Annotated in this window: 23 protein-coding genes; 13 read left to right on the top strand and 10 right to left on the bottom strand. The window is 51.0% G+C overall.

The genetic code is table 11. The annotated features are described in order from the left end of the window. Positions 1-44: 44 nt before the first annotated feature. Complete coding sequence (locus PsAD5_RS17650; protein ID WP_084405997.1) at positions 45-1,523, top strand: UbiA family prenyltransferase; 1,479 nt, start codon at positions 45-47, stop codon at positions 1,521-1,523. After that, positions 1,523-1,972: a GtrA family protein gene (locus PsAD5_RS17645; RefSeq protein WP_063293030.1), complete on the top strand. Its 450-nt coding sequence runs from the start codon at positions 1,523-1,525 to the stop codon at positions 1,970-1,972. Before PsAD5_RS17650 ends, PsAD5_RS17645 begins: the two co-directional genes overlap by 1 nt. A gap of 8 nt (positions 1,973-1,980) precedes the next feature. Here the strand turns inward: PsAD5_RS17645 and PsAD5_RS17640 are convergent, their stop codons facing one another. Next, entirely contained in the window at positions 1,981-3,222 is a 1,242-nt protein-coding gene (locus PsAD5_RS17640; RefSeq protein ID WP_063293029.1) for a glycosyltransferase family 39 protein, read from the bottom strand. Between the two features lie 302 nt (positions 3,223-3,524). Here PsAD5_RS17640 and PsAD5_RS17635 point away from each other — a divergent pair, with 302 nt between their 5' ends. Further along, a complete protein-coding gene (locus PsAD5_RS17635; protein WP_063293028.1) occupies positions 3,525-4,787 on the top strand; it encodes a multidrug effflux MFS transporter in 1,263 nt (420 codons plus the stop codon). Between the two features lie 30 nt (positions 4,788-4,817). Here PsAD5_RS17635 and PsAD5_RS17630 read toward each other — a convergent pair whose 3' ends face one another. Beyond that, positions 4,818-5,204, bottom strand: a complete 387-nt coding sequence (locus tag PsAD5_RS17630; protein WP_063293027.1) for a hypothetical protein — start codon at positions 5,202-5,204, stop codon at positions 4,818-4,820. A 112-nt stretch (positions 5,205-5,316) separates the two neighbouring features. Next, the gene (locus PsAD5_RS17625; protein WP_063293026.1) at positions 5,317-5,670 is read right to left on the bottom strand and encodes a VOC family protein; all 354 of its coding nucleotides are present in this window, start codon (positions 5,668-5,670) and stop codon (positions 5,317-5,319) included. Between the two features lie 129 nt (positions 5,671-5,799). Between PsAD5_RS17625 and PsAD5_RS17620 the strand changes: the two genes are divergently transcribed. Continuing rightward, positions 5,800-6,366: an invasion associated locus B family protein gene (locus PsAD5_RS17620; protein WP_057463867.1), complete on the top strand. Its 567-nt coding sequence runs from the start codon at positions 5,800-5,802 to the stop codon at positions 6,364-6,366. An 8-nt stretch (positions 6,367-6,374) separates the two neighbouring features. On the opposite strand, the gene PsAD5_RS17615 is transcribed toward PsAD5_RS17620, so the two are convergent. After that, positions 6,375-6,608 (bottom strand): hypothetical protein, encoded by a 234-nt coding sequence (locus tag PsAD5_RS17615; protein ID WP_063293025.1) that lies wholly within the window; start codon positions 6,606-6,608, stop codon positions 6,375-6,377. A gap of 289 nt (positions 6,609-6,897) precedes the next feature. On the opposite strand from PsAD5_RS17615, the gene PsAD5_RS17610 reads away from it, so the two are divergent. Further along, positions 6,898-8,679 (top strand): ABC-F family ATP-binding cassette domain-containing protein, encoded by a 1,782-nt coding sequence (locus PsAD5_RS17610; protein ID WP_063293024.1) that lies wholly within the window; start codon positions 6,898-6,900, stop codon positions 8,677-8,679. On the opposite strand, the gene PsAD5_RS17605 is transcribed toward PsAD5_RS17610, so the two are convergent. Then, on the bottom strand, positions 8,676-9,269 hold the full coding sequence (locus PsAD5_RS17605; protein ID WP_063293094.1) for a TetR/AcrR family transcriptional regulator: 594 nt from the start codon (positions 9,267-9,269) through the stop codon (positions 8,676-8,678). The genes PsAD5_RS17610 and PsAD5_RS17605 overlap by 4 nt on opposite strands. A 91-nt stretch (positions 9,270-9,360) precedes the next feature. Between PsAD5_RS17605 and PsAD5_RS17600 the strand changes: the two genes are divergently transcribed. Further along, on the top strand, positions 9,361-10,521 hold the full coding sequence (locus tag PsAD5_RS17600) for an aromatic ring-hydroxylating oxygenase subunit alpha (protein ID WP_063293023.1): 1,161 nt from the start codon (positions 9,361-9,363) through the stop codon (positions 10,519-10,521). Positions 10,522-10,595: 74 nt separating this feature from the next. Here PsAD5_RS17600 and PsAD5_RS17595 read toward each other — a convergent pair whose 3' ends face one another. Continuing rightward, positions 10,596-11,432, bottom strand: a complete 837-nt coding sequence (locus PsAD5_RS17595) for a ferredoxin--NADP reductase (protein WP_063287820.1) — start codon at positions 11,430-11,432, stop codon at positions 10,596-10,598. 343 nt (positions 11,433-11,775) lie between these two features. Between PsAD5_RS17595 and PsAD5_RS17590 the strand changes: the two genes are divergently transcribed. After that, positions 11,776-12,654, top strand: coding sequence for an AraC family transcriptional regulator (locus tag PsAD5_RS17590; protein ID WP_208988675.1), 879 nt, complete (start codon positions 11,776-11,778; stop codon positions 12,652-12,654). Between the two features lie 29 nt (positions 12,655-12,683). On the opposite strand, the gene PsAD5_RS17585 is transcribed toward PsAD5_RS17590, so the two are convergent. Then, a complete protein-coding gene (locus tag PsAD5_RS17585) occupies positions 12,684-13,037 on the bottom strand; it encodes a hypothetical protein (RefSeq protein WP_063293022.1) in 354 nt (117 codons plus the stop codon). Positions 13,038-13,251: 214 nt separating this feature from the next. Here PsAD5_RS17585 and PsAD5_RS17580 point away from each other — a divergent pair, with 214 nt between their 5' ends. Continuing rightward, complete coding sequence (locus tag PsAD5_RS17580) at positions 13,252-14,490, top strand: serine hydrolase domain-containing protein (protein WP_063293021.1); 1,239 nt, start codon at positions 13,252-13,254, stop codon at positions 14,488-14,490. An 88-nt stretch (positions 14,491-14,578) separates the two neighbouring features. Here PsAD5_RS17580 and PsAD5_RS17575 read toward each other — a convergent pair whose 3' ends face one another. After that, the gene (locus PsAD5_RS17575; protein ID WP_063293020.1) at positions 14,579-15,301 is read right to left on the bottom strand and encodes an SDR family oxidoreductase; all 723 of its coding nucleotides are present in this window, start codon (positions 15,299-15,301) and stop codon (positions 14,579-14,581) included. A gap of 121 nt (positions 15,302-15,422) precedes the next feature. Between PsAD5_RS17575 and PsAD5_RS17570 the strand changes: the two genes are divergently transcribed. Further along, on the top strand, positions 15,423-16,322 hold the full coding sequence (locus PsAD5_RS17570; RefSeq protein ID WP_063293019.1) for a LysR family transcriptional regulator: 900 nt from the start codon (positions 15,423-15,425) through the stop codon (positions 16,320-16,322). Here PsAD5_RS17570 and PsAD5_RS17565 read toward each other — a convergent pair. Continuing rightward, positions 16,319-16,795, bottom strand: coding sequence for a hypothetical protein (locus tag PsAD5_RS17565; RefSeq protein WP_153040871.1), 477 nt, complete (start codon positions 16,793-16,795; stop codon positions 16,319-16,321). The genes PsAD5_RS17570 and PsAD5_RS17565 overlap by 4 nt on opposite strands. 786 nt (positions 16,796-17,581) lie before the next feature. On the opposite strand from PsAD5_RS17565, the gene gshA reads away from it, so the two are divergent. Further along, complete coding sequence (gshA, locus tag PsAD5_RS17560) at positions 17,582-19,186, top strand: glutamate--cysteine ligase (RefSeq protein ID WP_063293018.1); 1,605 nt, start codon at positions 17,582-17,584, stop codon at positions 19,184-19,186. Then, positions 19,168-19,698: a GNAT family N-acetyltransferase gene (locus PsAD5_RS17555; RefSeq protein WP_084405996.1), complete on the top strand. Its 531-nt coding sequence runs from the start codon at positions 19,168-19,170 to the stop codon at positions 19,696-19,698. Before gshA ends, PsAD5_RS17555 begins: the two co-directional genes overlap by 19 nt. A gap of 120 nt (positions 19,699-19,818) precedes the next feature. Here PsAD5_RS17555 and PsAD5_RS17550 read toward each other — a convergent pair whose 3' ends face one another. Further along, entirely contained in the window at positions 19,819-20,526 is a 708-nt protein-coding gene (locus PsAD5_RS17550) for a GntR family transcriptional regulator (protein WP_208989126.1), read from the bottom strand. 845 nt (positions 20,527-21,371) lie between these two features. On the opposite strand from PsAD5_RS17550, the gene repA reads away from it, so the two are divergent. Next, positions 21,372-22,592, top strand: a complete 1,221-nt coding sequence (gene repA, locus PsAD5_RS17545) for a plasmid partitioning protein RepA (protein ID WP_063287827.1) — start codon at positions 21,372-21,374, stop codon at positions 22,590-22,592. Further along, positions 22,589-23,662, top strand: a complete 1,074-nt coding sequence (gene repB, locus PsAD5_RS17540; RefSeq protein ID WP_063287828.1) for a plasmid partitioning protein RepB — start codon at positions 22,589-22,591, stop codon at positions 23,660-23,662. The genes repA and repB overlap by 4 nt, the downstream gene beginning before the upstream one ends. The last annotated feature ends 139 nt before the right edge of the window (positions 23,663-23,801 follow it).

Genomic DNA, 23,801 nt, shown 5'->3' with positions numbered 1-23,801 from the left:
CATAACCCATACTCTTTGCAGGGCAGAGTCTTCGGGTGGGGCATATGGAAGATATTCAGAGACTTCAGAGGTCGGCGGAACCTGAATTACAACTGCCGCTTATTTTAGATCTTGATCACACGCTGATACGGACGGATTGCTTTTTTGAAGCACTCATTCTGTTCCTCAAATTCAACCCATTGAACTTATTCGTTGTTTTTTATTGGCTCATTCGCGGGCGCGCTTATGTAAAACAGCAACTGGCCATTCGCGTAGATTTAAAAATCGATAATCTGCCGTTGAACGGAGATGTTGTTGCCTATGCTCGTGCAGAAGCTGGTAAAGGACGTGACGTTCATATGGCGACTGCCGCTGATGAAGTTCTGGCTATCGCAGTTGCTAATCGGCTCGGTTTTGTTAATGAAGTTCACGCCAGCAACGGCAAGATCAATCTGAAATCAGGCAACAAAGCGAACTATCTGGAACAAAGGTTCCCGGATGGTTTTGCGTATGCTGGTGATAGTATTTCCGATCTGCCTGTCTTTAAAAGCGCTGTCCGCTCCTTAATCGTTCACCCTTCCGACAGTTTATCTCAAAAAGCGATGCGATGTGGTGAGGTCGAAAAGACCTTTGCAAGACCTGATGGTTTTTTTCGGCCTCTCCTGAAGAGTTTGCGCCTCCACCAGTGGGCAAAGAACACACTGCTCTTTGTGCCTCTTATTCTGGGTGGTCAGGCTTTGAACCCTGAAGCATGGGCGAGTGCGGTACTGGGCTTTGTGGCTCTCGGCATTCTTGCAAGCTCCACTTATTTGTTGAACGACCTTTGGGATCTTGAAGCAGATCGTCAGCATTGGAGCAAGAAGGCAAGGCCGTTGGCATCGGGCAAGCTGAAGATTGCCCATGCAATGCTGGCTATCCCTTTGGGGTTTGCTCTGAGCTTTGCTATCGGGGCGGCGTTAGGGCCCTTCGTCGTACTGGGGCTTTTCGCTTATTTAATAACAACGGTTGCCTACTCTTTTTATCTGAAGCGCGTACCATTGCTCGATACCGCTGTTTTGGCCGTACTGTTCACAATGCGTCTTGGGGTTGGTGTAACGCTGGTTGATGTGCCGCCCTCCCCCTGGCTCTTTGTGTTCTCTATGTATTTGTTCCTCTCGCTGTCTTTGGCAAAACGCCATACGGAGCTTGGCCGCCATGTGGAGGCTGGTACAAATGGGGAGATGTCCGGGCGCGGGTATCGAAACAGAGATTTGCCGATGTTGCTTGCACTCGGCTCGGCAAGTGGACTGGCTGCAACGCTGGTTATGGTGCTTTACCTGACCAATGAAGCATTCAACGCCAACTTTTATTCTGCAGCTGTGCTTTTGTGGGGCATGCCACCCATTCTGTTTCTTTGGCTTGGTCGCGTTTGGCTGAAATGCCAGAGACTGGAGTTGAACGATGATCCTGTGGTCTTCGCGTTAAAGGATAAGCAGAGCCTCGTGCTTGGTGGTATTCTGGCCATTCTGTTCTTGTTTGCCTGGTTCGGAGGCTATTTGATCTGATGGTTGCCGCTCGCCTTGCTGCGCTGAAATCTTCTTATGACACCAGCCCAGAGTTCAGGCAGATCATCCGCTTTTTGCTAGCTGGTGGTCTTGCTGCTTTTGTAAATTGGCTGTTGCGGATTGCACTGTCTGTGTTCATGCCGTTCTGGCTGGCGGTGTTGCTGGCTTATTTCATTGGAATGAGTGTTGGATACACGCTCTATAAGCATTTTGTGTTTGTAGGGGCGCAGAAACCCGAGAGCATCAAACGACAGGTACTGATCTTTCTTGGGGTGAACCTGTTCTCTGCTCTCATCGTGCTTGGGCTGTCTGTTGGTTTAAATGCAATGCTCATGACAACCCTGCCGCTCTTTATCGCGCAAGCACTCGCACATGGTGTTGCCATCGCTGTTGGAGCGGTGACGAACTATCTGGGTCATAAGGTGATCACTTTCCGCAAATCCCGATAGAACCTGGCTCAACCGTTTGCCGCAAAAGCAAGCGCTTGCATGGCGACGTTGAGAAACAAAGCTTGCGCCACAAGCATCGTGAAAATCCCCATGTTGTCTTGTCGCACGGTGCGCACAACGAAGAGCATCATGAGCGGGAGCCAGTCCAGCACGTAGCGCTGCACGGAATACTGAGAAAAGCCGTTGGAGTGGTAGAACAGTGTCACTCCTGCTATGAGAGTGATCGTCAGCCCTGCAAAAAGGTATTCCCGGTTCCATTTGGCGAGGAAGAAGTAAAGCAGGAACGGGGCGCCGATGAAGAGCGCTATACCCTTGTCGCCAAAGCCGCTGATCTTCGTCAGATACTTGCCTGAAAACTCTACATCCGGTCCTTGCACGAAAAAGTGGACCAGATTGAAGAGCAGGTAGTCCGGATGGAACAGACCCAGCTCTTGAACGCGGGCCTCAATCCATTTTGCAGATGGATCACCCAATGCATCCCATTCTGGTGGGAAGATATATGCATATCCAGTTTGCATAGGATCGCCGAAGCGGGCGTAATTGTAAGCAAAGTAGATGCCTACCGCGATTGCAGGAAAGACTGCGAGTTTGAGCAGGCGCCCAATACTCTCAGCATTGATTGCAAAGATGGACCTGTCCGGTGGGGTCATCAGAACAAAAAGGAACGGCATGTAAAGAATGCTCATCTGCCGGGTGAGGAATGCGAGACCGATAAACAATCCCACAAGCCAAGCACTTCTCTTGATGAGCGCTGACCAGAGTGCCAGTGACGTCAACATCGCAGCGACAGCTTGCGCAAAGAACCAGACACCATCGGCGCGGAGCACGGTGTATTGCAGCGGTGTCGCAAAAAGAAACGCTGCGACAAGCAATAGAGCCAGTCGGTAGTCCGTCTGGTAGTTGCGCGTAATTTGCCACCACACCAAGCCGGTAATGAAAAAGCAAATCAGTCCCAGAGCAATAAAATGATGAAACCCTACACCAAACAGTGCCACAAATGGCAGAGCGATTAAGGCTGGTACGGGGGGGAATATGACAAAGATCTTGTCTTCGAAAAGCGCACAGTCCAGATCAAAGCAGCGCGAAGCCTCAAAGCGGCCTTGCAAAAAAGCCTCTGCAAGTAAGGCGTAAGAATTGGTTTCTGGCTGCTCCCCAATCATGCGGAAAATAATGACTGCCAGAAGAATGGAAACCAGACCAGCAAGAATTGTTGTGAGGAGTGCGCCTCTAAAACGGTCAATCGAAATCATAATACCCCCAAATATGGGAGAGTAATAACATCACGAATCCTAGTGTCTTCTTAAAGATCCGTAAGGGGATCAAAATTGACGCGAGGCTCTCGCACAAGTAACCGCACTAAAGACATTCTCGGTGCTAACTCCTCAAGGAACGTCATTGATTACAATTCATCTCATTTCTTGATTTCACGTTTGTTGCCTGATAGGTGAAAGATATTGCTCCCACAGACTATGCCGCAATCGCGGTAGATCCATGGTGTTGGTTTTTAAAAATAAACCTTCAAAACGGCCAGGATTGAAACAGGAATATCCAGATGTCGGACTCTCCGAAAACCGCAGGTGCGAGCCTGGGAACGGTTGAATTTGTTGCCCTCATGGCTACGCTGACCAGCTTGACTGCGCTTTCGATTGACGCCGTGCTGCCAGCGTTTTCAGTCATCGGCAAAGATTTGAATGTCGGAAATTCCAACAACGTCCAGCTCATCATTTCTGCGCTGTTTCTTGGATTAAGCCTGGGGCAGTTTGTTTTTGGCCCCGTCTCTGATCGCTTTGGCAGAAAGCCGGCGGTTTATGCAGGGTCTGTTGTTTTCGCAATTGGCGCCGTCCTTGCAGCCACGGCGACATCATTGCCTATGATGATTTTCGGGCGTCTGCTTCAAGGTGTCGGAGCCAGCGCTCACCGCACAGTTGTTATGGCGATTGTTCGCGACAAGTATGTCGGCGCGGAAATGGCGCGCATCCTGTCGTTTGTAACAGCAGTGTTTATTATTGTGCCCACATTAGCGCCGTTGATTGGTCAAGGCATCCTGTTTGCTGCGGGATGGCGGGCAATCTTTGTCATCATGCTGATTATGGCGTCTGTGGGCTGCATCTGGCTGGCAATGCGTCAGCCAGAAACACTGAAACCGGAAAATCGCCGGGTAATTACGCCCAGAGTGCTTTGGGAAGGTCTCGAAGAAGTCGTAAGCCATAAAGCGACGCTGTACTATACAGCGGCTTCAGGCTTTGTTTTTGGTACGATGATGACATATCTGAGCACTGCTCAGCCGATGTTTGCAGATATTTTCAACGTCCACGAAACATTCCCGCTCTATTTCTCCGGAATTGCCGTCGTGTTTGGCATGGCGTCCATCGTCAATGGCCGTATTGTCAGACGTATCGGCTTACAGAACATGTGCCGTGCTGCGCTGACAATTCAGATTGTCACCAGCCTCAGCTTTGCGATGTATCTGCTCCTCATTGATACTACGCCTGATCTGTGGTTGTTCATGACCTATCTTTCGCTGGCGTTCTTTTGTCAGCCGATGTTGAACGGAAATCTGAACGCCATGTCCATGGAACCACTCGGGCATATCGCTGGCTTGGCTGCAACGTTGGTTGGCGCGACCACCACGTTTATTGCGCTCATCCTCTCTGTGATTGTTGGGCGTTTTTACGATCAGACCTTGCTGCCATTGTCCTTTGCGTTCTGCGTTTTTGGCGGAATCGCACTTGTGCTGGTGGTTATTGGTGCAAGGGTGCAGAAGGCAGAGAAGATCGCATCGTCAAATACGATCTCAGCTGAGGCCAGCGCATAAGCGCTGCTAGGAAAGTTCAAGAGATAGAAACTACTGTTTCTTTGGAAGTGTCCTGACCCAGGAAACAGCTGGCATTTCTACGTCTGCACCGGGGTACCAGTCATCGCGGACTTCCTCGTGACCTTCCTTTGTGCACACGATTTGCGCGTCCTTGTATTCCTCTGGAATGACGAGCTGTCCGGGGCTTTTCACGTGTAGGTTTTCAGCATATCCATCCAAAATGCATTGCGCGCCAGATGGCTTGGTTTCGATAGAAACAACATATGCATCAGAGGGAGGGTTCGACGGATCGGGGCCAAAAACATTGGATTGACAGCCGACAAGGAGCATTGCAGATGCAATGAGAACTCCGAGAGAAGCCCCTTTAGAACTGAGTGGGCTGAACTGACCGGCGTCTGATGCTTTGGCGAACCGCACGCGAATCTCCTGAGAAACTGGATTTCGCTTGGAAGCTACGCCTATTCATAGAGAAGGGTGAATCCCTCAATTCACCCCCACTAATATTACAGGTCAGCGATGCCTTCGCCTGTTATTTGTCTGACCACACAGCAAGCTCGTTGTTGTTGGGGTCAAGAAAATGGAACCGGCGCCCACCCGGGAAGGTGAAGATCTCTCGGCAGATTTTTGCGCCGTTTTTCACCAGTGTGTCCTGCAGAGCTTCCAAATCTTCGGCATAAAGCACCACAAGCGCCGCACCGCTTGCGGTGGAGGACGACAGGTCTGCCTTGAAGAAACCGCCATTGAAGTCACCATCATTGAAGGCAGCGTAGTCAGGGCCGTAGTCCTCGAAAGTCCAACCGAGTGCATTGGTGTAAAACGCCTTTACGGCTTCCAGATCAGCAGCTGGCAACTCGATGTAATTGATTTTTCCAGATTTCATAATTTCAAATCCCTAAGGAAAACAGGGGCTCTTTCCCAAAGACCTCCCGCAAATCTCCAATATTGCAACAAAACTAGTTTGGTGAGATAGATAACTCAGTCCTATCGTTATAGTTGCAAGCAAGATATTCAAATGAAGATTTTTGGTTTTCCCCTTCGTACAATTGCAGCTCTTGCTCTGGGAGTTGTTGCTTTTCTTGGTGCTACGCCGGGCTTTGCTCAATCAGCCCCCAAAGGTGATGCGGCTGTTGCCAGCAGTCCCAAGGTCACCACGCAGCAACACGGAGACTGGATGCTGGAGTGTTATGACCCCGCCGTGAATGGCATGAGCTGCCAGATTAAGCAGCGCGTGGTTCATAATGAGAGTGGCCAGAATATTCTGCTGATGACACTCACCTACAGTCCCAAAGAAAAGAGCGATATGGTGCAATATGTATTGCCGCTCGATTTTCTGTTGGCTCCGGGTGTTGGCGTGAACATCGGTGATTTTCAGGCGGTTGCACGGGTCAATCGCTGTATGGCGCAAGGCTGTGTGATTGAAGGCAAAACCGAAGAGGCCTTCATCAACGCGATGAAAGCTGCAAAAGATCAAGGACGATTTGTGATGATGTCCAGAGCAGGCAAAAAGGTTGGCATCAACTTTTCAGCCACCGGTTTTACAAAAGCCTACAACGAGATGCGAGCGCAAAACTCAAAGTAAGCTTGTGGTCACTGCGCAGCAATGCAGTTCCATTCACCGCGAAGACCCAAAACAGCTGTAGCGCCGGCAACGGTGCAATGTGAGACTTCAGTGTTGGCAAGATGCAGTTTTGAAGCCGGGTTCGGATTTGCAAGATAGGCAAGGCCAATTGCAGCTGTAAGGGCAAGCGCGGATGCGGCAACGGAGAATACCACTCCAATGCTCTGCTTGGGGTTTGATGAGGGTTGCATAGAGGTCGTCATGTAAGCTTTCTATTCTTTCAAATGCTGGAATTTATGGCAGTGACACTGCCATCAGTCTTTTCTGCAATGTAGAACAGCTCTGCAAACCGCATGTGAGCAAGATCCCCTAGTTTGCGGCGGTTATTCAAGGGATTCACACTGTTTTTTGTGATTATGTGTGACGTGAAATCCTCTGTTCTCCCTTAAGTTGAAGTGTCTTTGCTGTATTACACCTCTCGCCCTCTTGGAAGCTCCGTAATTTTTCTCTAATCCGTTTCCTAGTGTTTTATGTGTTGGGAGGCACGGTCCCATGGCGAAGTCCAGTAGCAATCCATTGATAACCGGCAGTGGTCTGTGGCAGCAGTCGCCAGAGCGTGTGTTGTTTGAAAATCTGTCCTTCGGGCTGAATGCAGGCGACCGGATTGGGCTGGTAGGCCACAACGGGTGCGGTAAGTCGACGTTTCTCAACATCCTCGCTGGTCGCGGTGAGCCTAGCGAGGGCAGCATCTCGGTCTCCCGTGCTGCTGTCGTTTCCTGTGTTGAGCAGCATCTTCCCAAACAACTGATGGAACTGACGCTGGCTGAGGCGGTTCGTGAGGCTTTGCCAAAGGATAAGCGCGACTGGATGGACTGGAAGGTGGATGTGATGCTGCCGGAAATGGGATTCGAGCCTCACCAGTCCACAGTGCTTTGTAAGGACCTCAGCGGTGGTCAGATGACACGCCTCATGCTGGCACGTGCTTTGATGATTGAGCCGAATTTGCTGTTGCTGGATGAGCCAAGCAACCACTTGGACCTGCCAACAATCATGTGGCTCGAAGGCTTCCTGAAATCATGGAAGGGCAGCTTTCTGGTGATCTCACACGATGCAACCCTGCTCGATTCCGTCACCAATCGCACATGGATTCTTCAGGATCGCAAACTAAATGCCTTTGACCTGCCCTGCACGAAGGCCTTGGCAGAACATGAAGTTTTGACCCAAGCACGTATCGCCCGGCGTGACTCTGAAGAAAAAGAGATCAAGCGCGTTGAGGCCAGTGCAAAACGCCTTGCGGATTGGGGGCGAACGTTCGACAACGAGGACCTGTCACGCAAAGCCAAGTCCATGGAAAAGATGGTCGACCGCATGAAGGACGACCAGACTGATGCCGTCGAGGCTTATCCGTGGAACCTTTCCATTGCCGGAGAGCAAATTCAGGCTGACCGCCTGGTTCAGTTGAACGACCTGAACGTGACGCCGCCTGTGGCGGATGTGTTCCTATACAATGTCGATGACATTGCTGTGCGGCCCGGTGACCGGATTGCGGTTATGGGAGCGAACGGGACGGGTAAATCCAGCCTGTTGCGCTGCTGCTGGGAGAAGCGGACGAGTGAGGCAGGCGACGTCCGGGTTCATCCACGATGCCGGATTGCGTTTTATGATCAGACACTTCAACAGCTTCCGGGGGAAGCTAATCTGGTTGAGGGGATGGTGTCTGTCGGAGAAGCCCTCGGGGTTGATCTGCGAGTTCCTGATTGCGAGAAGACCATTATTGCGGCTGGTTTCAAATACAATCAGTTGTCACAGAAAGTCTCGCAATTGAGCGGCGGTGAGCGTGCGCGTTTGTTGCTTGTCTCTCTGTCTCAGGTGCAAGCCAACCTAATGATGCTTGATGAGCCGACCAACCATCTGGATCTTTACGGACGTAATGAGCTTTCAAACCAACTTCAGTCGTTTAACGGTTCTTTCTTGTTGGTTTCGCACGACAGGCATCTGGTGGAGGCGACGTGTAACCGGTTCTGGGTCGTGCAAAATGGGCGTCTGCAGGAAGTCAATGATGTGGATGCCGCGTATGCGTTGATCGCAGAAGTTCAGGTGAAAGCCATCAAAGCTGCTGTCATTGAGCAACCTGCTGTTGAGAGTAGGATTGAGGATACGGCGCCTGAAACAGATCATTCTGGGGAAGATGAACTGCTAGAGCGGTTGATTGAGTTGGAAACGCTGATGGAAGCGGATCTGTCGCGGCGGCCTAACCGGCAGTCACCTCACCTGCAAGTGCAATGGAAAAATGAGATTGCTCAAATTCACGAGCGGCTTGAGTTGAACGGCTAAACCGGGTCTTCCTCCAGATCAGCAAGAGCCACACGGAGTTGTGCCTGATGCGTCTCCTTCAGCACGTCGAAAGCTTCTTTTCCATACATGCCCTTGAGTGTGGTCTGTGAGATAGCAAAATGTTGGATTGAACCTATGTGCTGGTAAATCCAACAAAAGAGCTCAGCATCTGAGGCTTTTGACCATCGCTTCGTCTTGTGAGCCAGCGCGCCCAGAGCATCCAGAAATGGTTTCATTGGCCAGTTTTCGGAGGTGGTCTGGGCATCCAGCAGAGCTCGGGCGACCAGCTGCGTGTCCTCCACATTGCAAAGCGCATCCTCTGAGAGGTGGAGGAAGAATATGCGCAGCTTAGTTTCTGGTGTAGTTCCCTCGACGTTTTCGATTGAACATAGCAGCCGATCAGAAAGCGCGCTCAGCACCTCCTCATAAAGCCGAGCCTTTGAGCCAAAGAAATGAAGCAGTGCCTGTTTGGTCACGCCAAGCCTGTCTGCAATGACTGCGAGGCTTGCAGCGTGATAGCCCTTCTGTGCGAAGACCGCGCTTGCCGTTGTGATGTAACGTGTTCTGGGGCTTTCTGCGTGCTGATCCAAATCCTGCTCCCTTTCCATCTGTATAGGATAAACTTGACAACTTACCAAGTGGTAAGTCTATACTTACCGATCGGTAAGTGGAGGATTTGCCATGACACGGGATGAAGAAATTAGCTTGATTGCTGAATTGCTTGGTTTGGATGCCAGAAAGGAAAAGTTTCTGGATGAGAAAGTCACGCACTCCCCGGTGACGCGTTACAACTGTTCTGATCGCTTTGCTCAGGAAATGACCGCTTTGTTTCGCAGCAAGCCTGTCGCCGCTGCGCAATCAGCAGAACTGTCAGAAGCAAACGCTTTCCTTAGTCGATCCGTTTCCGGACGGCCTGTTCTTCTGACCAGAGATGCCAAGGGCAAAGCTCATGCGTTCCTCAACGTGTGCCGCCACCGTGGTGCTAAGCTGGTGAGAGAGGAAACTGGCTGTAAACAAAGGTTTTCCTGCCCGTACCATGCATGGACATGGTCCAACCAAGGCGACTTGGTAGCGGTGCCACAGGAGCAACAAGGCTTTCCGGATCTGGATCGCTCTCAATATGGCCTGAAGGAACTTCCAGTTCTGGAAGCCCATGGTTTTATCTGGGTTATCGCTGATCCGAACGTCACACATGTGGAGGAAATCCAACAGAGCCTCGCTCCACTCTCCGATGACCTGTCTTGGCTGGAGCTTGCTGATCACCGAATTGCGGTTGAAGAAACCTTTGAAATTGCTGCCAATTGGAAGACGCTGATTGAAGGTGGGATCGAAGCCTATCATTTCCGCGTAGCCCACCGCAAAACGATTGGCCCGTACTTTCCGGAGAATCTGTCCAGCTATCAGATGTTGGGAGGGAACATGCGGTCCGTGTTACCACGCATCACTCTGTTTGAATTGAGAGATAAACCTCCGGAGGAGTGGAGACTTCGTGAGCACGCCAACATCATCTATTCTGTCTTGCCGGGAACGCAGCTGCTTGTTCAGCAAGACCATATCGTTTGGGTGCATTGTGAACCGCTGGCCGTTGACCGTACGCGGGTGCGGTTGGCGACACTGGTCCCGAATTCTATGCCGCAAACTGATGAAATGCAGAAGCATTGGGTCCGCAATCAGGCGATCACCTCAACGACCCTCATTGAAGATTTTGAGTTGGGCGAAGAGATTCAGCAAGGGTTTGCGTCCGGTGCCAACACGCATCTGACTTTCGGTCGTTTTGAGGGGGCACTTGATCGGTTTAACCAGGTCCTTGAAGATGCAATGAAAATGACGGAAGAGGCATAAATTGCAAAGTGCAGACAAAAGAAAAACCCGCTGCATGTACAGCGGGCTTCTCGCAAAAATTCAAAGCATTTAGCTTAGCCAACGAACGCGCGCTCAACCACGAATGTGGATGGTGCTGCGTTGGAACCTTCTTCAAGGCCATGCTTTTCAAGGATCGCCTTGGTGTCGTTGATCATTTCCATAGAACCACAGATCATGCCGCGGTCAATCGCAGAATCCAGCTTTGGCACGCCAAGGTCTTCAAAAAGCTTGCCGTTTTCGATCAGAGTGGTGATGCGTTCCTGACAAGGATATGGCTCACGGGTCGCTGCTGTATGCAAGCGCAGTTTACCAGCTGCGAATTCACCAACGAGTGGATCGTTCTTCACTTCCTCAACCAGTTCCTTCGCGTAGGTGAGTTCATTCACTTCGCGGCAAGTCTGGGTCAGAATAACTTCCTCAAACTTTTCATAGGTTTCTGGATCACGGATCAGGGATGCGAACGGTGCAACGCCTGTACCGGTAGAGAACATGTAAAGACGACGACCTGGGATCAGGGCGTCATTTACGAGCGTGCCGGTCGGCTTCTTACGCATAAGAACGGTGTCGCCTGGCTGAATCTTCTGCAGATGTTCAGTCAGCGGACCATCCTGAACTTTAATGGAGAAGAACTCCAGCTCTTCATCCCAGGATGGGCTTGCAATGGAGTATGCGCGGAAAACCGGCTTCTCAGCATTTGGCAGGCCGATCATGACAAACTCGCCAGAGCGGAAACGGAAGGAGCTTGGGCGCGTGATGCGGAATTTAAACAGACGGTCAGTGTAGTGTTTAACGGACACTACTTTTTCAGCAAATACGTTTGCTGGAATAGGAAATTCGGTCTTGGCTTCCTGATCAAGCACAGGAGCTGGGGCCAACGCTGCGTCGGTCATTTGCAATCCTTAGATTGTTTTGATTAGGCCATAGCCCGATACTTGGCCAGTTGTTGCCTCCGCTTTATCCGAGCCAAGGTCCGAAAAGCAACCGTTTTATAAGTAAAATTTCAGAAATTTGCTCGTGAAAGTGACTAAGTCACCGTCGGGGCTCAAAGAACTGTCAGTTTCTGAAAGAAAGCGTGTAAGGTGAGTTGGTAAGTGAATGCAGCAATAGGTGGAACTACTCAAAGCAAGCCGCCAGTAATGATTGCCTCGATTTGTTCATGAATCACCCCAACTCGCCTGCTTCAAGGTCAAAATAGCAAGATATGTTCACTCCCCTTGTGTTGTAAGGGTGGAAATGACAACAGACAGAGGAAGCTGGAGCGTGAAAGCGGAGCAGAACAAGGCGGCCTATGAGAATCGAATGCTACGTGTTCTTGAATATATCTATGAAAATCTGGATGGTGATCTTAGCCTTGATGCATTGGCTGATGTTGCCTGCATGTCGCGTTTTCACTGGCATCGTGTTTTCCAGAGCATGCGCGGTGAAACGCTGGCGAGCTCAATCCGCCGCATCCGGTTGAATAGAGCCGCGTTAGATCTTATCCAGACAAAACAAGCTGTTACCGAGATTGCGGAGAGATATGGCTACCCGAGTGCACAGAGTTTTTCTCGTGCGTTTAAGGGAGAATATGGCGTTGCGCCCGGTCAGTTCCGTGAGGATAAAAGCGTTGCTCCTGCGGTTGCCTCGGAAAAAAACGGTATCTTTTCGATGCATCCGGTGGAAATCAGAGATGTGCCTGAAAAGACATTGCAGGTCCTTTATCATCGCGGCCCCTACTCTGACATGGGTATAGTTTTCAGTAAGTTAGCTGCGATGCTGTCTTCTCGTGGTGTGATCCGTAAATGTGGGCCGTTTGTTGGCATTTATTATGACGATCCTTCAATCGTCCCGCCAAATGAATTACGCTCTCGTGTGGGTGCTGTTGTTCCGCCGCAGTTTGAAAATACTGAGGGACTTGAAGCACATAGCATTCCATCTGGACGCTGTGCTGTGCTACGCCATCAGGGGCCGTATGCAGGTTTGCAGGCGGCTTTCTGTTACCTTTATGGTGTGTGGCTGCCGAACTCAGGTGAAGAGGCCGCGGACCATCCATGTTATGAGGTGTTTTGGAACAGCCCAACCAACACCGCTCCTGAAGATCTCGTTGTCGAGATCTATTTACCGTTGCAATAACAACCTCTTAGAGAAGCATGAGCCCATCTTCAATTCTGCAGGATGTTGTTCTCTTCCTGGGTTTCCTGCTTCTCATTGATGTTGCCATCCTTGTTGATTTCCTTGATGCAGGCCTCCTGATCAGCGGCGGACATGTTGGTGAAACCAAAGTTCGGCGGATAGCCCAATGGATCGGCGCCAGCGCCGCCGGTGCGGTATTTTTCTGCGATGTCGGGACAATCAGAAACTGGGCTTACAATATCGGGGTATTCTGACTTTAAGGGATTGGCGTTTTCGTTTGCGACAGGATCATCCGCAAAGTTGTTGATTTGCGCGAGGCCGTAACCTGTTGAGAAAACGAGGAAACTCAGTGCAAGAAGGGTTGTTTTTGCTTTTGTCTGCATACCAGTTGCTCCCACCACTTGGAGAAAAGAAGGTCGCAGCCATTAAACAGGAAACCCGCAAAGGTTGTGTGAGCGCTTATGTTTTAATTGCGTTTAATTGGGTAATACACCGCTCTTAAGTTGCCAGCGGCTCGCTTTACAAGCGATTAACCTATGCGTAAGGTTTGGGTTCGCTCTGGAGGTTTTGACCTTTCACCGCGAATGGGGGGACGTCATGTTGAAGAAGATTGGCTGGGGTGTTCTGGCCGTTGTGCTGTTGCTTGCGGTGGGTGCTTTTTACTTCCGGCAAGACATTGCCGAGATCCGTGCCGTGATGGCTTATGCGGATGCATTCAAACCTGAGAACATCGATCAGAAATTCAGGTCGCTTTACAAAGAGTATTCCAGTACCTCGGTGAAAGCGCCAGATGAGACCTATGAGTTGCCGCGGGCGCATCAGGTATCACCGATGCCAGCGACCTTTATGTATAAGGGCGAGGCAGCCTCTACAGCAGATTACATTCTGGATTCTCACACCACCGGCCTTGCCATCATGCACAATGGTAAGCTGATCCATGAGTATTATGATCGCGGCAACACCGCGGAGACTCATGCCATTCAGATGTCCGTCTCCAAATCCATGGCTTCCATCCTTGTTGGGGTGGCACTGGATGAAGGGCATATCGAGAGTGTGGAAGATCAGGTCGTCAAGTATGTGCCGGAGCTCAAGGGTACGGCTTATGACGGTGTTCGTCTGAAGGACGTGCTGGAAATGTCGTCGGGTGTCCGCTGGAACGAGAACTACGCCGATCTGAATTCAGACATCGTCCAGTCTGTCGTCGCAATCCTGCTGGGCTCTCAGGATGAGTTCACCAAGGATGTGCCGCGTGAGCTGGAGCCGGGCACTTACAATCGCTATTCCTCCATTGATACGCATGTTGTGGGCTGGGTGCTGCGTGGAGCGACTGGCAAACCTTACAAAGAGTGGTTCAACGAAAAGCTATGGTCCAAGATCGGTGCTGAATCCTCCGCTGAAATCATGGTGGATCAGGAAGGTGAACCGGTTGTCTTTGGCGGGGTGAACATTCGCCTGCGTGATATGCTGCGTGTGGGAATGGTGCTGGAGCGTGGTGGTTTGAACCACAAAGGCGAGCGCATCGTGTCGGAAGAGTGGATCAACACATCGGTCACGCCGGACGAGCCGCGCTTGATGCCGGGCTACAACAATCCGCAGAGCCCCTCACCGCTTGGCTACAAATATCAGTGGTGGCTGCCGCTGGACTCTGATCAGGGTGACTTCACCGCAATCGGTATTCACGGTCAGTTTCTTTACATCAACCCGGCTCGGAATGTGGTGATCGCTAAGACCTCGACCTATCCCTCTTATCAACGCGATAAGGAGATGGTGAAGATGAAGTCGATCGCGCTGTTTCAGGCCATCGCCCGTCATTTGAGCGACGTGCCAAACTCTTAAAACGCGTTCTGATTGATAAGAATTCGCTCCATAGAAAAAGCCGGCTCTGGGAAAGAGCCGGCTTTTATAAAATCTTGGTTGCTCTGCGTTATGCAGGCTGGCCTGTTGCTGCAAGCAGAACTTCGCGGATGTTGACGTTCTGTGGCTGCTGGTAAACGAACATCACAGTGTCAGCTACGTTCTGTGGGTCCAGTACGCCGCCCATTTCTTTCTTCCACTGCTCGTAACCATCAATGATGTCCTGAGATGTGGTGTGAGACAGCAATTCAGTCTGTACCGCACCCGGAGCAATGGTCATGACGCGCACGTTGTCTGCTGCCACTTCTTCACGCAGGTTTTCGCTGATGGCGTGAACGGCAAACTTAGTGCCGCAGTAAGCTGCGTGTGCAGGGAATGTTTTGCGGCCTGCAATGGAGCTGACGTTGATGATGGAGCCACCTTTACGCGCTTTCATGCCTGGCAGAACTGCGTGGATGCCATTGAGAACACCCTTCACATTCAGGTCGATCATGCGGTCCCATTCAGTTGGATCCTGAACGGACAGATCGCCCAGCAGCATGCAGCCAGCGTTGTTGACGAGTGCGTCTGCAGGGCCGAATTTCTCTTCCGCTTCCTTAACAGCTGCAATCAGCTGCTCACGGCTGGTGACGTCAACGCCGCGGCACAGTGTGTTTGGAAGACCCAGAGCTTCCATCTGCTCAACCCGGCGTGCAAGCAGAAGAAGAGGATGACCAGCAGCGCTGAAAGATGTCGCAATCGCTGCACCAATGCCGGAACTTGCGCCGGTGATAATGATTAGTGGCTTTGTCATTTTGTTTTCCTGCCTAGTTAGCTTTTTCTTGAGCAAGATGAACTTGCGTCGTGTTGCGGCGATTGTACAAAAATGATCACGCTGATAAATATGGGTAATCCGAAATGATTGTTAGGCTGAGATGAACAATATCTACTGGAATGGCCTTCGCTCGTTTCTGGCTGTGGCAGAACATGGCAGTTTTACCTTAGCCTCTGATGAAACGGGCCTTTCAAAAGCAAGCTTAAGCCAACAAGTGAGCCAGTTGGAGGAGCAGCTGGATGTGCAGCTGCTGTTTAGAACCACCCGCAAACTGCGCCTGACTGAAATTGGTGAGCGTTACTATGAAATGTGCTGCACCGGCGTGAAGCAGATTGAAGATGCATCTGATTTGGCATCGCAGGCGACGGACAGCCTCACGGGCCCCATTCGTATGAACGCTGTGGGCGGTTTGATTGGAGAGGAGCTGATTGCACCGCTGGTGATTGAGTATCAGCACGCCAATCCGGGGATTGAGGTGAAACTGGATTTTTCCAGCATTCGGGAAGACTTGCTGGAGACCGACTACGATCTTGTGTTGCGGATGGGAGATTTAGAAGACAGCACCCTGATTGCCCGCAAGCTGCACACCATCACAACCCGCTATGTGGCGTCCCCGTCCTTTGTGGCAGCTCATTCCAAAATCCGACATCCTTCTGATCTGAAAGGTCTACCTTTCATTTCCGGCAGTGTGCAGGAATGGATTTTCACGCGCGGACAAGAGCGCATTGTGGTGCAGGCGGAAAAAGGATTCCAGATCTCCAATGGCCGCGTCATGTGCCAGGCAGCCGCTGCGGGCTTGGGGGTTGCACGCCTTGCGGATGTTTACACCGATGCACTCATCAAACGCGGCGAGTTGACGGAAATGCTGTCCGGATGGAAGCAGACAACACCGCTTTGGCTGGTGAGCCCGCCAACACGGCACCAACTGCACCGGGTGCGGGAATTGATGAATTACCTCACAGCCAACTTCAAAACCCGCTATGAGGCGGTGCTGGGTTAACGGCGGTATGTGCCAACAAAGCCATCTGGCACAACAGCGCCTGCGGGGCTGGAGTTGGGGACATTCACGCCAACCGGAATGAAAACACGCTGGATGATGATCTTGTCTCCATCTGGCGGTGGTGGGCCGGGGAGCACAGCGCCTTGTGTGGTTTTGTAGCCTTTCAACTCGCAAATGAGATTTCTGCTCTCAAATCCGGCAGGAACAACCATCGGGCCGGGCGTGTGCTTTACAAAGATGGATGACCGATACCCTTCCAGAAAACAGAAGGCACCATCAGGCGTGGTGTTGACCGTAATCAGCGTTGCCCCCGGTGGAATCTCTATGGAGGGCGAATAGGCCTGTGGCAGGCGCTCTTCATCAGAAACGCACCCTGCCAGGAGGGGAAGAGTGATTGCGAGAGTGCTTAAAGGGAGCTTGATTTGCAAGTCGTGGGCCTCTTCAGGACGATCTGCAAAAGGTAACGGGCACATGAAAAGGATGACACCCATAAGAATTGCTGAGGTTGTTTTGCTGATAGCCTCAAAAATGGTGAGGAGTGGTGGTGACCTCACCGAAAGACAAGGAGTTATCCAACACTGGATCCACTGAAGATTTTGCAAGCAGACCCGCCGTAACTCTCGATAATACTCGCAAGGACCAGACTGTTTTATGCGGGATGAGCGACTGTGACTTTCCTGAGAATGCTTCAGCTTAAAGCAAGCAAAGTTTAGATGCCGAGTAAGGTTTGCATGGAAGTTTCTGGCTGTGCAGCATGATGCACGGCGTTCGAAATATCAGATAGAGTGTTCAAAATGCACACGAACTTTGTAAGGCGGTTTAGGAATGCTCGGTTTTTTTATGAACCAGAGGATTGTATTTCGGTGCATGCAAGTGTGCTGTTTCCTGTTCTATGTCTTTGCTAGTGAAGATAATCTGGAGCTTTCATGGTGAAATCAGCAGTTTAGGTCGTGGATAGGCTGTGCTTTGCCAAAGTATATTTTTTTTGATTATTGAAGCGGGTTAAGGAATACATCTTGTTGGCATGTTGATAGTCAGACGGGTAATTTCTTCATTTTCTCAGTTTAATTTTATTCTCGAATTGAACTTGGTTCACGCATTAATGATGGACGTTGCGCATAAAACACTAAGGAAAATTCGACAGGTTTTGTACTCTTGCATCCACGAAATTAGGAAGTATCTATGAGAGAGTGAACCGAAAGGTGCACAAGGATACTTTGAGCCCATATAGCCGTTTTGCGCAGATTAACGGAACGAGAATGACAAAATTAGGTGAAGCCACGCTGAAGCTGTTGGAAAATAGCACAGTACGAAAAGGTCTTGCTGAACTCCGCGTGGGGATCGAAAAAGAAGCTCTGCGTGTTGGCAGAGATGGCTTTATGTCATTGCGTGATCACCCGGAATCTCTGGGTAAAACGCTAACGCACAAATTTATCACGACAGACTTTTCTGAGGCTCAGGTGGAGTTTATCACACCTGCTGTGCATTCTGTTGCAGAGAGCCTGGATTTTCTGAAAGAACTGCAGGCTTTTGCAGCGCGTAAGACGGATGATGGCGAGTATTTGTGGAATGCGTCCATGCCGCCGGAAATCGCCGGTGATGAGACGATCCGCATCGCGGAGTATGGAAACTCGAATGCGGCGCAGATCAAAACGCTGTACCGCAAGGGACTGGCGCATCGCTATGGCAAGCGTATGCAGACGATCTCCGGGATCCACTACAACTTCTCCATCTCCGATGGCCTTTGGCACGAGTTTCATGAGCAGTGTACCTCCGGCGGAAGCCTTCAGGACTTCCGCAGTGCCGGGTATCTCGGCCTGATCCGTAACCTGCAACGTCATGGCTGGCTGGTGCTTTACCTGTTTGGGGCTTCTCCTGCCGTAGACAAAAGCTATCTGGCCTCCCCGCACCCGACCCTGTCCATGCTGGGTGATGACACTTATTTCGGCGAATATGCAACGTCTCTGCGCATGAGCGATTTGGGTTACACCAGCGTCGTGCAGAGTGAGCTGGACATTCACTACAATTCTCTTTGCGATTACATTGAAGGCCTGCGCGGCGCTCTTGCAACGTCTGTGCGCCAGTACGAGCAAATTGGTGTGGCGGAAGAAGGCGATTACAAGCAGATCAACACGCACCAGCTGCAGCTTGAAAACGAGCTGTACGGCTCTGCACGGCCTAAGCGAAACACCAAGGAAGGCGAGCGCCCGATTGCTGCGCTGTGTCGCCGTGGTGTTGAATACATCGAACTGCGCTCTCTCGACATCAATCCGCTCAATCCGATTGGGATTTGTGAGCAGCAGGCGCACTTCCTCAATGCCTTCCTGACCCATATGACCCTTGCTCCGTCTCCATGTATCTCCTCTGGAGAGCAGCAGGCGCTCAACGATCAGCAGCGCATGGTTGCCTGGCAGGGTCGTCTGCCAAACCTGATGCTACCAGCCTACGGGGATGGTGGTATGGAACTGCGTGAAGCAGGCCATCAGGTTCTTGATGATATGCGTCTGACAGCTCAGATCATGGATGAAGTGTACGGTGGTACAGGCCATACAGATGCTGTGAACGCACAAGCGGCCAAGCTGGACAATCCTGAGCTCACACCATCTGCTCAAATTCTCAAGGGCGTGAAGCAGAAGGGCTCTTACACCGGCTTCATCGCTGATCTTTCCAAGAACCAGTCGGACCACCTGAAAGCGATGCCGCTGTCTGGTGAACGTCTGAAGTTCCAGGACGCGATGGTGTCTCAGTCCCGCGCCGCTTATGAGCAGGTTGAAACGCAGGCGAGTAACCACAGCTTCGATCATTTCCTGGATTCGCAGAACAAAACGGAAGTTTTGCCGCCAGAATGTCTGGACGGCCAGTAAAGCCTGACCCTGAACACGGAAGGCAAGGCTTGCTCCAAATCCAGCCCTACACATCTGACGACCACGACGTGCTCGCTGCGCTCTATGAGAGCGTAGCGAGCCGTACGTTTGCCTATGACTACACCAGCCTCGTAGATGCCAGCCAGTTTCAAAGCCTTGTTGAGGGGGAGGATGTCTGGGTCTTGAAGCAGGCAGGAGAGCGTATCGGCTTCATTGGCTACTTCACGCCAGAGCACTTCCTGCATTCGCTGTACATAGACTACGCCCACCACAAACGCGGGTTCGGGCGAAAGGCACTTCAGTTTTTGCTGGAAAATTATGGCTGCAGGCACGAGTTGAAAGTGCACCGCATCAATCAGCCTGCGTTGAAGTTTTACAGCGCGCTTGGATACGAGGATATCACTGCACAGGCTGATGCTCATCAAACCTGGCAGCGTTTGCGCTCACCAGAGGCAATTCTGGATCACTCACCGGCTATTGCGGTGGGAGAACAAGTCTCTCACCGACAATAAATTCAATATATCAAGCCATTAGAGCACGTCGCGATCATTAACATTCACGCATCGCGCTCTAATATCTTTGGTGGAGCGAATTCTTGTCGTCTGATTGAAACCAATCAAACGGAACGCGCTCTAAGATGGCATGCAAAGAGCAGGTAGACGATCAACATGTGCTTTGATCGTTTGCTCGGCCAGTTCACCGTCCCCAGTGCGCACAGCATTGATCAGCTGAGTGTGATCATCCTGAACGCCTTCTGAAATAAACCCGGCACGGCGCATGGCAGCGCGGTAGCGGGTGCACTGGTCATGAAGCATATGCAGGAACCGGCTTGCCCAACTGGAGCCTGCTCCCTCAACCAACGTCATATGAAACACGCGGTTGGCTTCTTCCCATTCATTCCAGAAATCACGCCGTGAAGCTTGCCATGTCCGCTCAATTTCCTGCAGAGCATGGTAGGCATCCAGCACGCTTTCGCGCCACTGAGCGTCGCCCTTTTCAACGGCGGTTCTCACCGTTGCGCTTTCAAGAAGGCGGCGCTGATCAATAATATCCTGAAACTCTTTTTGCGAAAGTTCTGGAATATAAAATCCCTTATGAGATTGCGTGGCAACCAGTCCTTGAGACACCAGACGGGAAAGTGCTTCGCGTACAGGTGTAGGCCCAACATCAAATGTGCTGCACATCTCGCGAATGCGCAATTTACTGCCCGGCTCAAGCTGGCCAGACAAAATTGCCGCCCGCAGGTGCGCGTAGGCCCTGTCAATGAGAGAGGCGGATGACGGGACGTTTTGTGCAGTGACCGATGTTACGGCTCTTTCTAAGGTATCCTCTATTTTCAAAGTTATCTGCCTTACAATTATTATCTATGCAATTTGGCGTTTCTTTTCGTCGGTATGGAAACTAGGTCATTTGTTTTGTTATCCGGCCAAGTTAAATTGCAAATATGAATTGGCCTTCTTATTACATCAATTGTAAAACAATATCTGAACTATAAAAGCAATGAAATTGCGTAGGAATGACATAACTTTCCAATAAAACGAGAGCGTTTTATTGGAAATATCGTCGAATTATCGATTATTTTTAAAAAAATGTGTAAGTACGGTCTTATTCATTGAGCATATGAATCAGACTTACTTAGAGTTCGATGAACAGAAATAGAGTTTATTCGCTATTTTAATAAAATAATCTCAACTATACTCTGCCGGCTCACTTCTTCGCGTATAAACGGCAGAAACTATTAGCAACGCTCTAAGTGGAAATCACTTATAGATCGCAAAATATCTCCCCCCAATACGCGATGAATTGCTCAGCTTATCTCTGGTGTTTCAGAAAACTTATCCTCCCTACTCCACGCAGTGTTATTGCTCTGTGAGGAGGCGTGAGAATCAGAAGCTGGATGATTGAGTCGGAGCGAGCTGACGCATGAATATGTTTCTGGAGAAATGGATCGGTTGTTTTGTCGATTTTATGCACGCCTCGTTTTTGAGTTTTTGAAACAGCATAACTAATTGAAAATAATAGATATTATGCCTCTCAGAAAAACGCTGATCATAAGTGTTAATGAGGATTAACCAAAAAGGGATTGAACTGAACTACAGGTTGGTTACCCTTTCGACGCAAACACGGGCCATATGGGCGCACTTTCCGTTTGTAGATGACTAGAACCGTTTGAGGGCTAAGCGAAGTGGAATACGGCAACAACACTCTTTTGCGTGAGGAAACTCCGTCTGAGAAGATCTCCCGTTATTCGCAGCTCCTTTCTGGCCAGCTGCACCGGTTAAGACAAGAACTTTATCCGCCTGAAGCGCATAAATTGCTGCGCTCGTTCTCTTCTGTCGATGTTGCCCGTCTTATCGGTGTTTCTGAAAGCACCATTCGCCAGCTGGATCTGGACGGCGAAGGCCCGACGCCGACCCGCCTTGCCAATGGCCGCCGCAGTTACACGTTGCAGCAGATCAACGCGATCCGTGAAGTGCTTGCCGCCCGTAAAAAAGGCGATGAAGCCGTTAATATCCTGCCGCGCCGTCGCGACGGTGAAAAGCTGCAGGTGATTGCATGCGCCAACTTTAAAGGTGGCTCCGCAAAGACCACTACCAGCACGCATCTTGCCCATTATCTGGCTCTGCGCGGCTACCGTGTGCTCGCGATTGATCTTGATCCGCAAGCCTCGCTTTCCGCGATGTTTGGTGTGCAGCCTGAGTTTGATGTTGAGCCAAACTGCACCTTGTTTGGTGCTCTGCGTTATGATGAAGGCCGTCGGACACTGGGTGACGTAATCCGCCCGACTTATTTTGACAATCTGGATCTGGTTCCGGCCAACCTTGAGCTGGCTGAGTTCGAGCACATTGTGCCAACAGCGATCGCTTCTGGCGCATCTACCGGCGAAAACATCTTCTTCCGCCGCATCCGCAACGTTCTGAACGAAGTTGATGATCGCTACGATGTTGTTGTGATCGATTGTCCGCCACAGCTTGGCTTCCTCACACTGGGCGCGCTGTTTGCATCCACCGGATTGCTTATCACGCTGCACCCGCAGATGCTGGACCTTGCAAGCTGTAACCAGTTCCTCGGCATGAGTTCTGACCTGATGGCCGTGATTGAGAACAATGGCGGCGAAATGAATCTGGATTGGATGCGTTTCCTTGTGACCCGTCACAATCCAAATGACAGCCCGCAAACCCGTGTGGTTGGCTTGTTACGTGCCCTCTTTGGTGAGGATGTGCTGACATCGCCCGCTTTGGAATCCACCGCGGTTGCCAATGCGGGCCTTGAAAAGAAATCGCTTTACGAACTGGAACCGGGCGCCATTGGCCGCGAAACGCTTAAGCGTGCGCTTGAATCCATGGATTCGGTAAACCGTGAAATTGAAGATCTTCTCCGCAGCTCTTGGGGTCGAACACTATGAACAAAGCTAAGGACCGGAAAAACGCATTAGACACGCTGTTTTCAGGCGGCGGTATGGCAGGCATGGTTGCGGATGCAACAGCGCCTCGCCCCCGTTTGTCGTCCGGTGCTATTGGCGCAGCCGAGATCAACCTGATCAAAGACGAACGCGACAAACTGCGTGAAGAGTTGAAAACGCTGAACACGCAAATGGCGACCTCCGACAATGTGGTGGAACTGAACACGGAACAGGTTCAACCCTCCTTTGTTGCGGACCGTATGGAAGTTGCGTTTGATCCGGCATTTGAGGCGCTCAAAGAGTCTATTGCGGAGACTGGACAGCAAGTGCCAATTCTGGTGCGTCCTGCGCCAGATGAAGACGGCATCTACCAGATTGCTTATGGTCACCGTCGTTGGAAAGCCTGCCGCGCTTTGGGCAAGCCCGTCCGCGGTGTCATCAAGCCGCTCTCTGATGAAGAATTGTTGGTTGCTCAAGGCCAGGAAAACCATGAACGGAAAGACCTGAGTTTCATTGAAACCTGCCTGTTTGTATTCCGCCTTGCGCAAGATTACCCGCAGACGCTCATTGTCAAAGCCATTGGCAAAGACAAGTCTCTCGTTTCCAAACTCCGCAAGCTGGCGGCAACCATGCCTGAGGAGTTTTTGCGTGTGATTGGGCCTGCCCCAAAAATCGGACGGCCACGTTGGGAAGAGATGGCAAGTTTCTTCCACGAGGGCCAGCTGGCGCCAAACCACGAAAAAGCGATTGCCTCGCTGTTTGCGCTGGACTCATTCACAGAGCTGCACAGCGATGAGCGGTTTAGCGAAGTGTTGCAGCTGCTGCAGGAAACGCCAAGCGAGATGGAGGCAGGTTCTGCGTCCTCTTCTGGTGAGATTGCTGTTGCAGCTCATACCCGCGCCGCGAAATCTTCTGAATGGCTTGGAAACAAGCATGTGCTCGTCAAGCACACTGGCAAAGCGACCGTCTTCTCCGTTGATAGCAAAACGCAGAGTGACTTTGGCTCCTTCTTGCTGAAAGAGCTGCCCGGTCTGATTGCCAAATTTGAAGACACGAAGGGGGAGGATGCCTGATGGTGTAACCCCTGAATGACGAAAGGCCCTGCTGACGGCAATCAGCAAGGCCCTAAAATCGTCGCCCAAGAGAGTGAAGAGCACTCGTCGAGGACCATCTTTAGCACGATCATCCTACGACGAACGCGCGGTGCGAATC

Source organism: Pseudovibrio sp. Ad5 (assembly GCF_001623095.1).
Taxonomy (GTDB): domain Bacteria; phylum Pseudomonadota; class Alphaproteobacteria; order Rhizobiales; family Stappiaceae; genus Pseudovibrio.
This window is presented reverse-complemented; position numbering and strand designations above follow the sequence as displayed.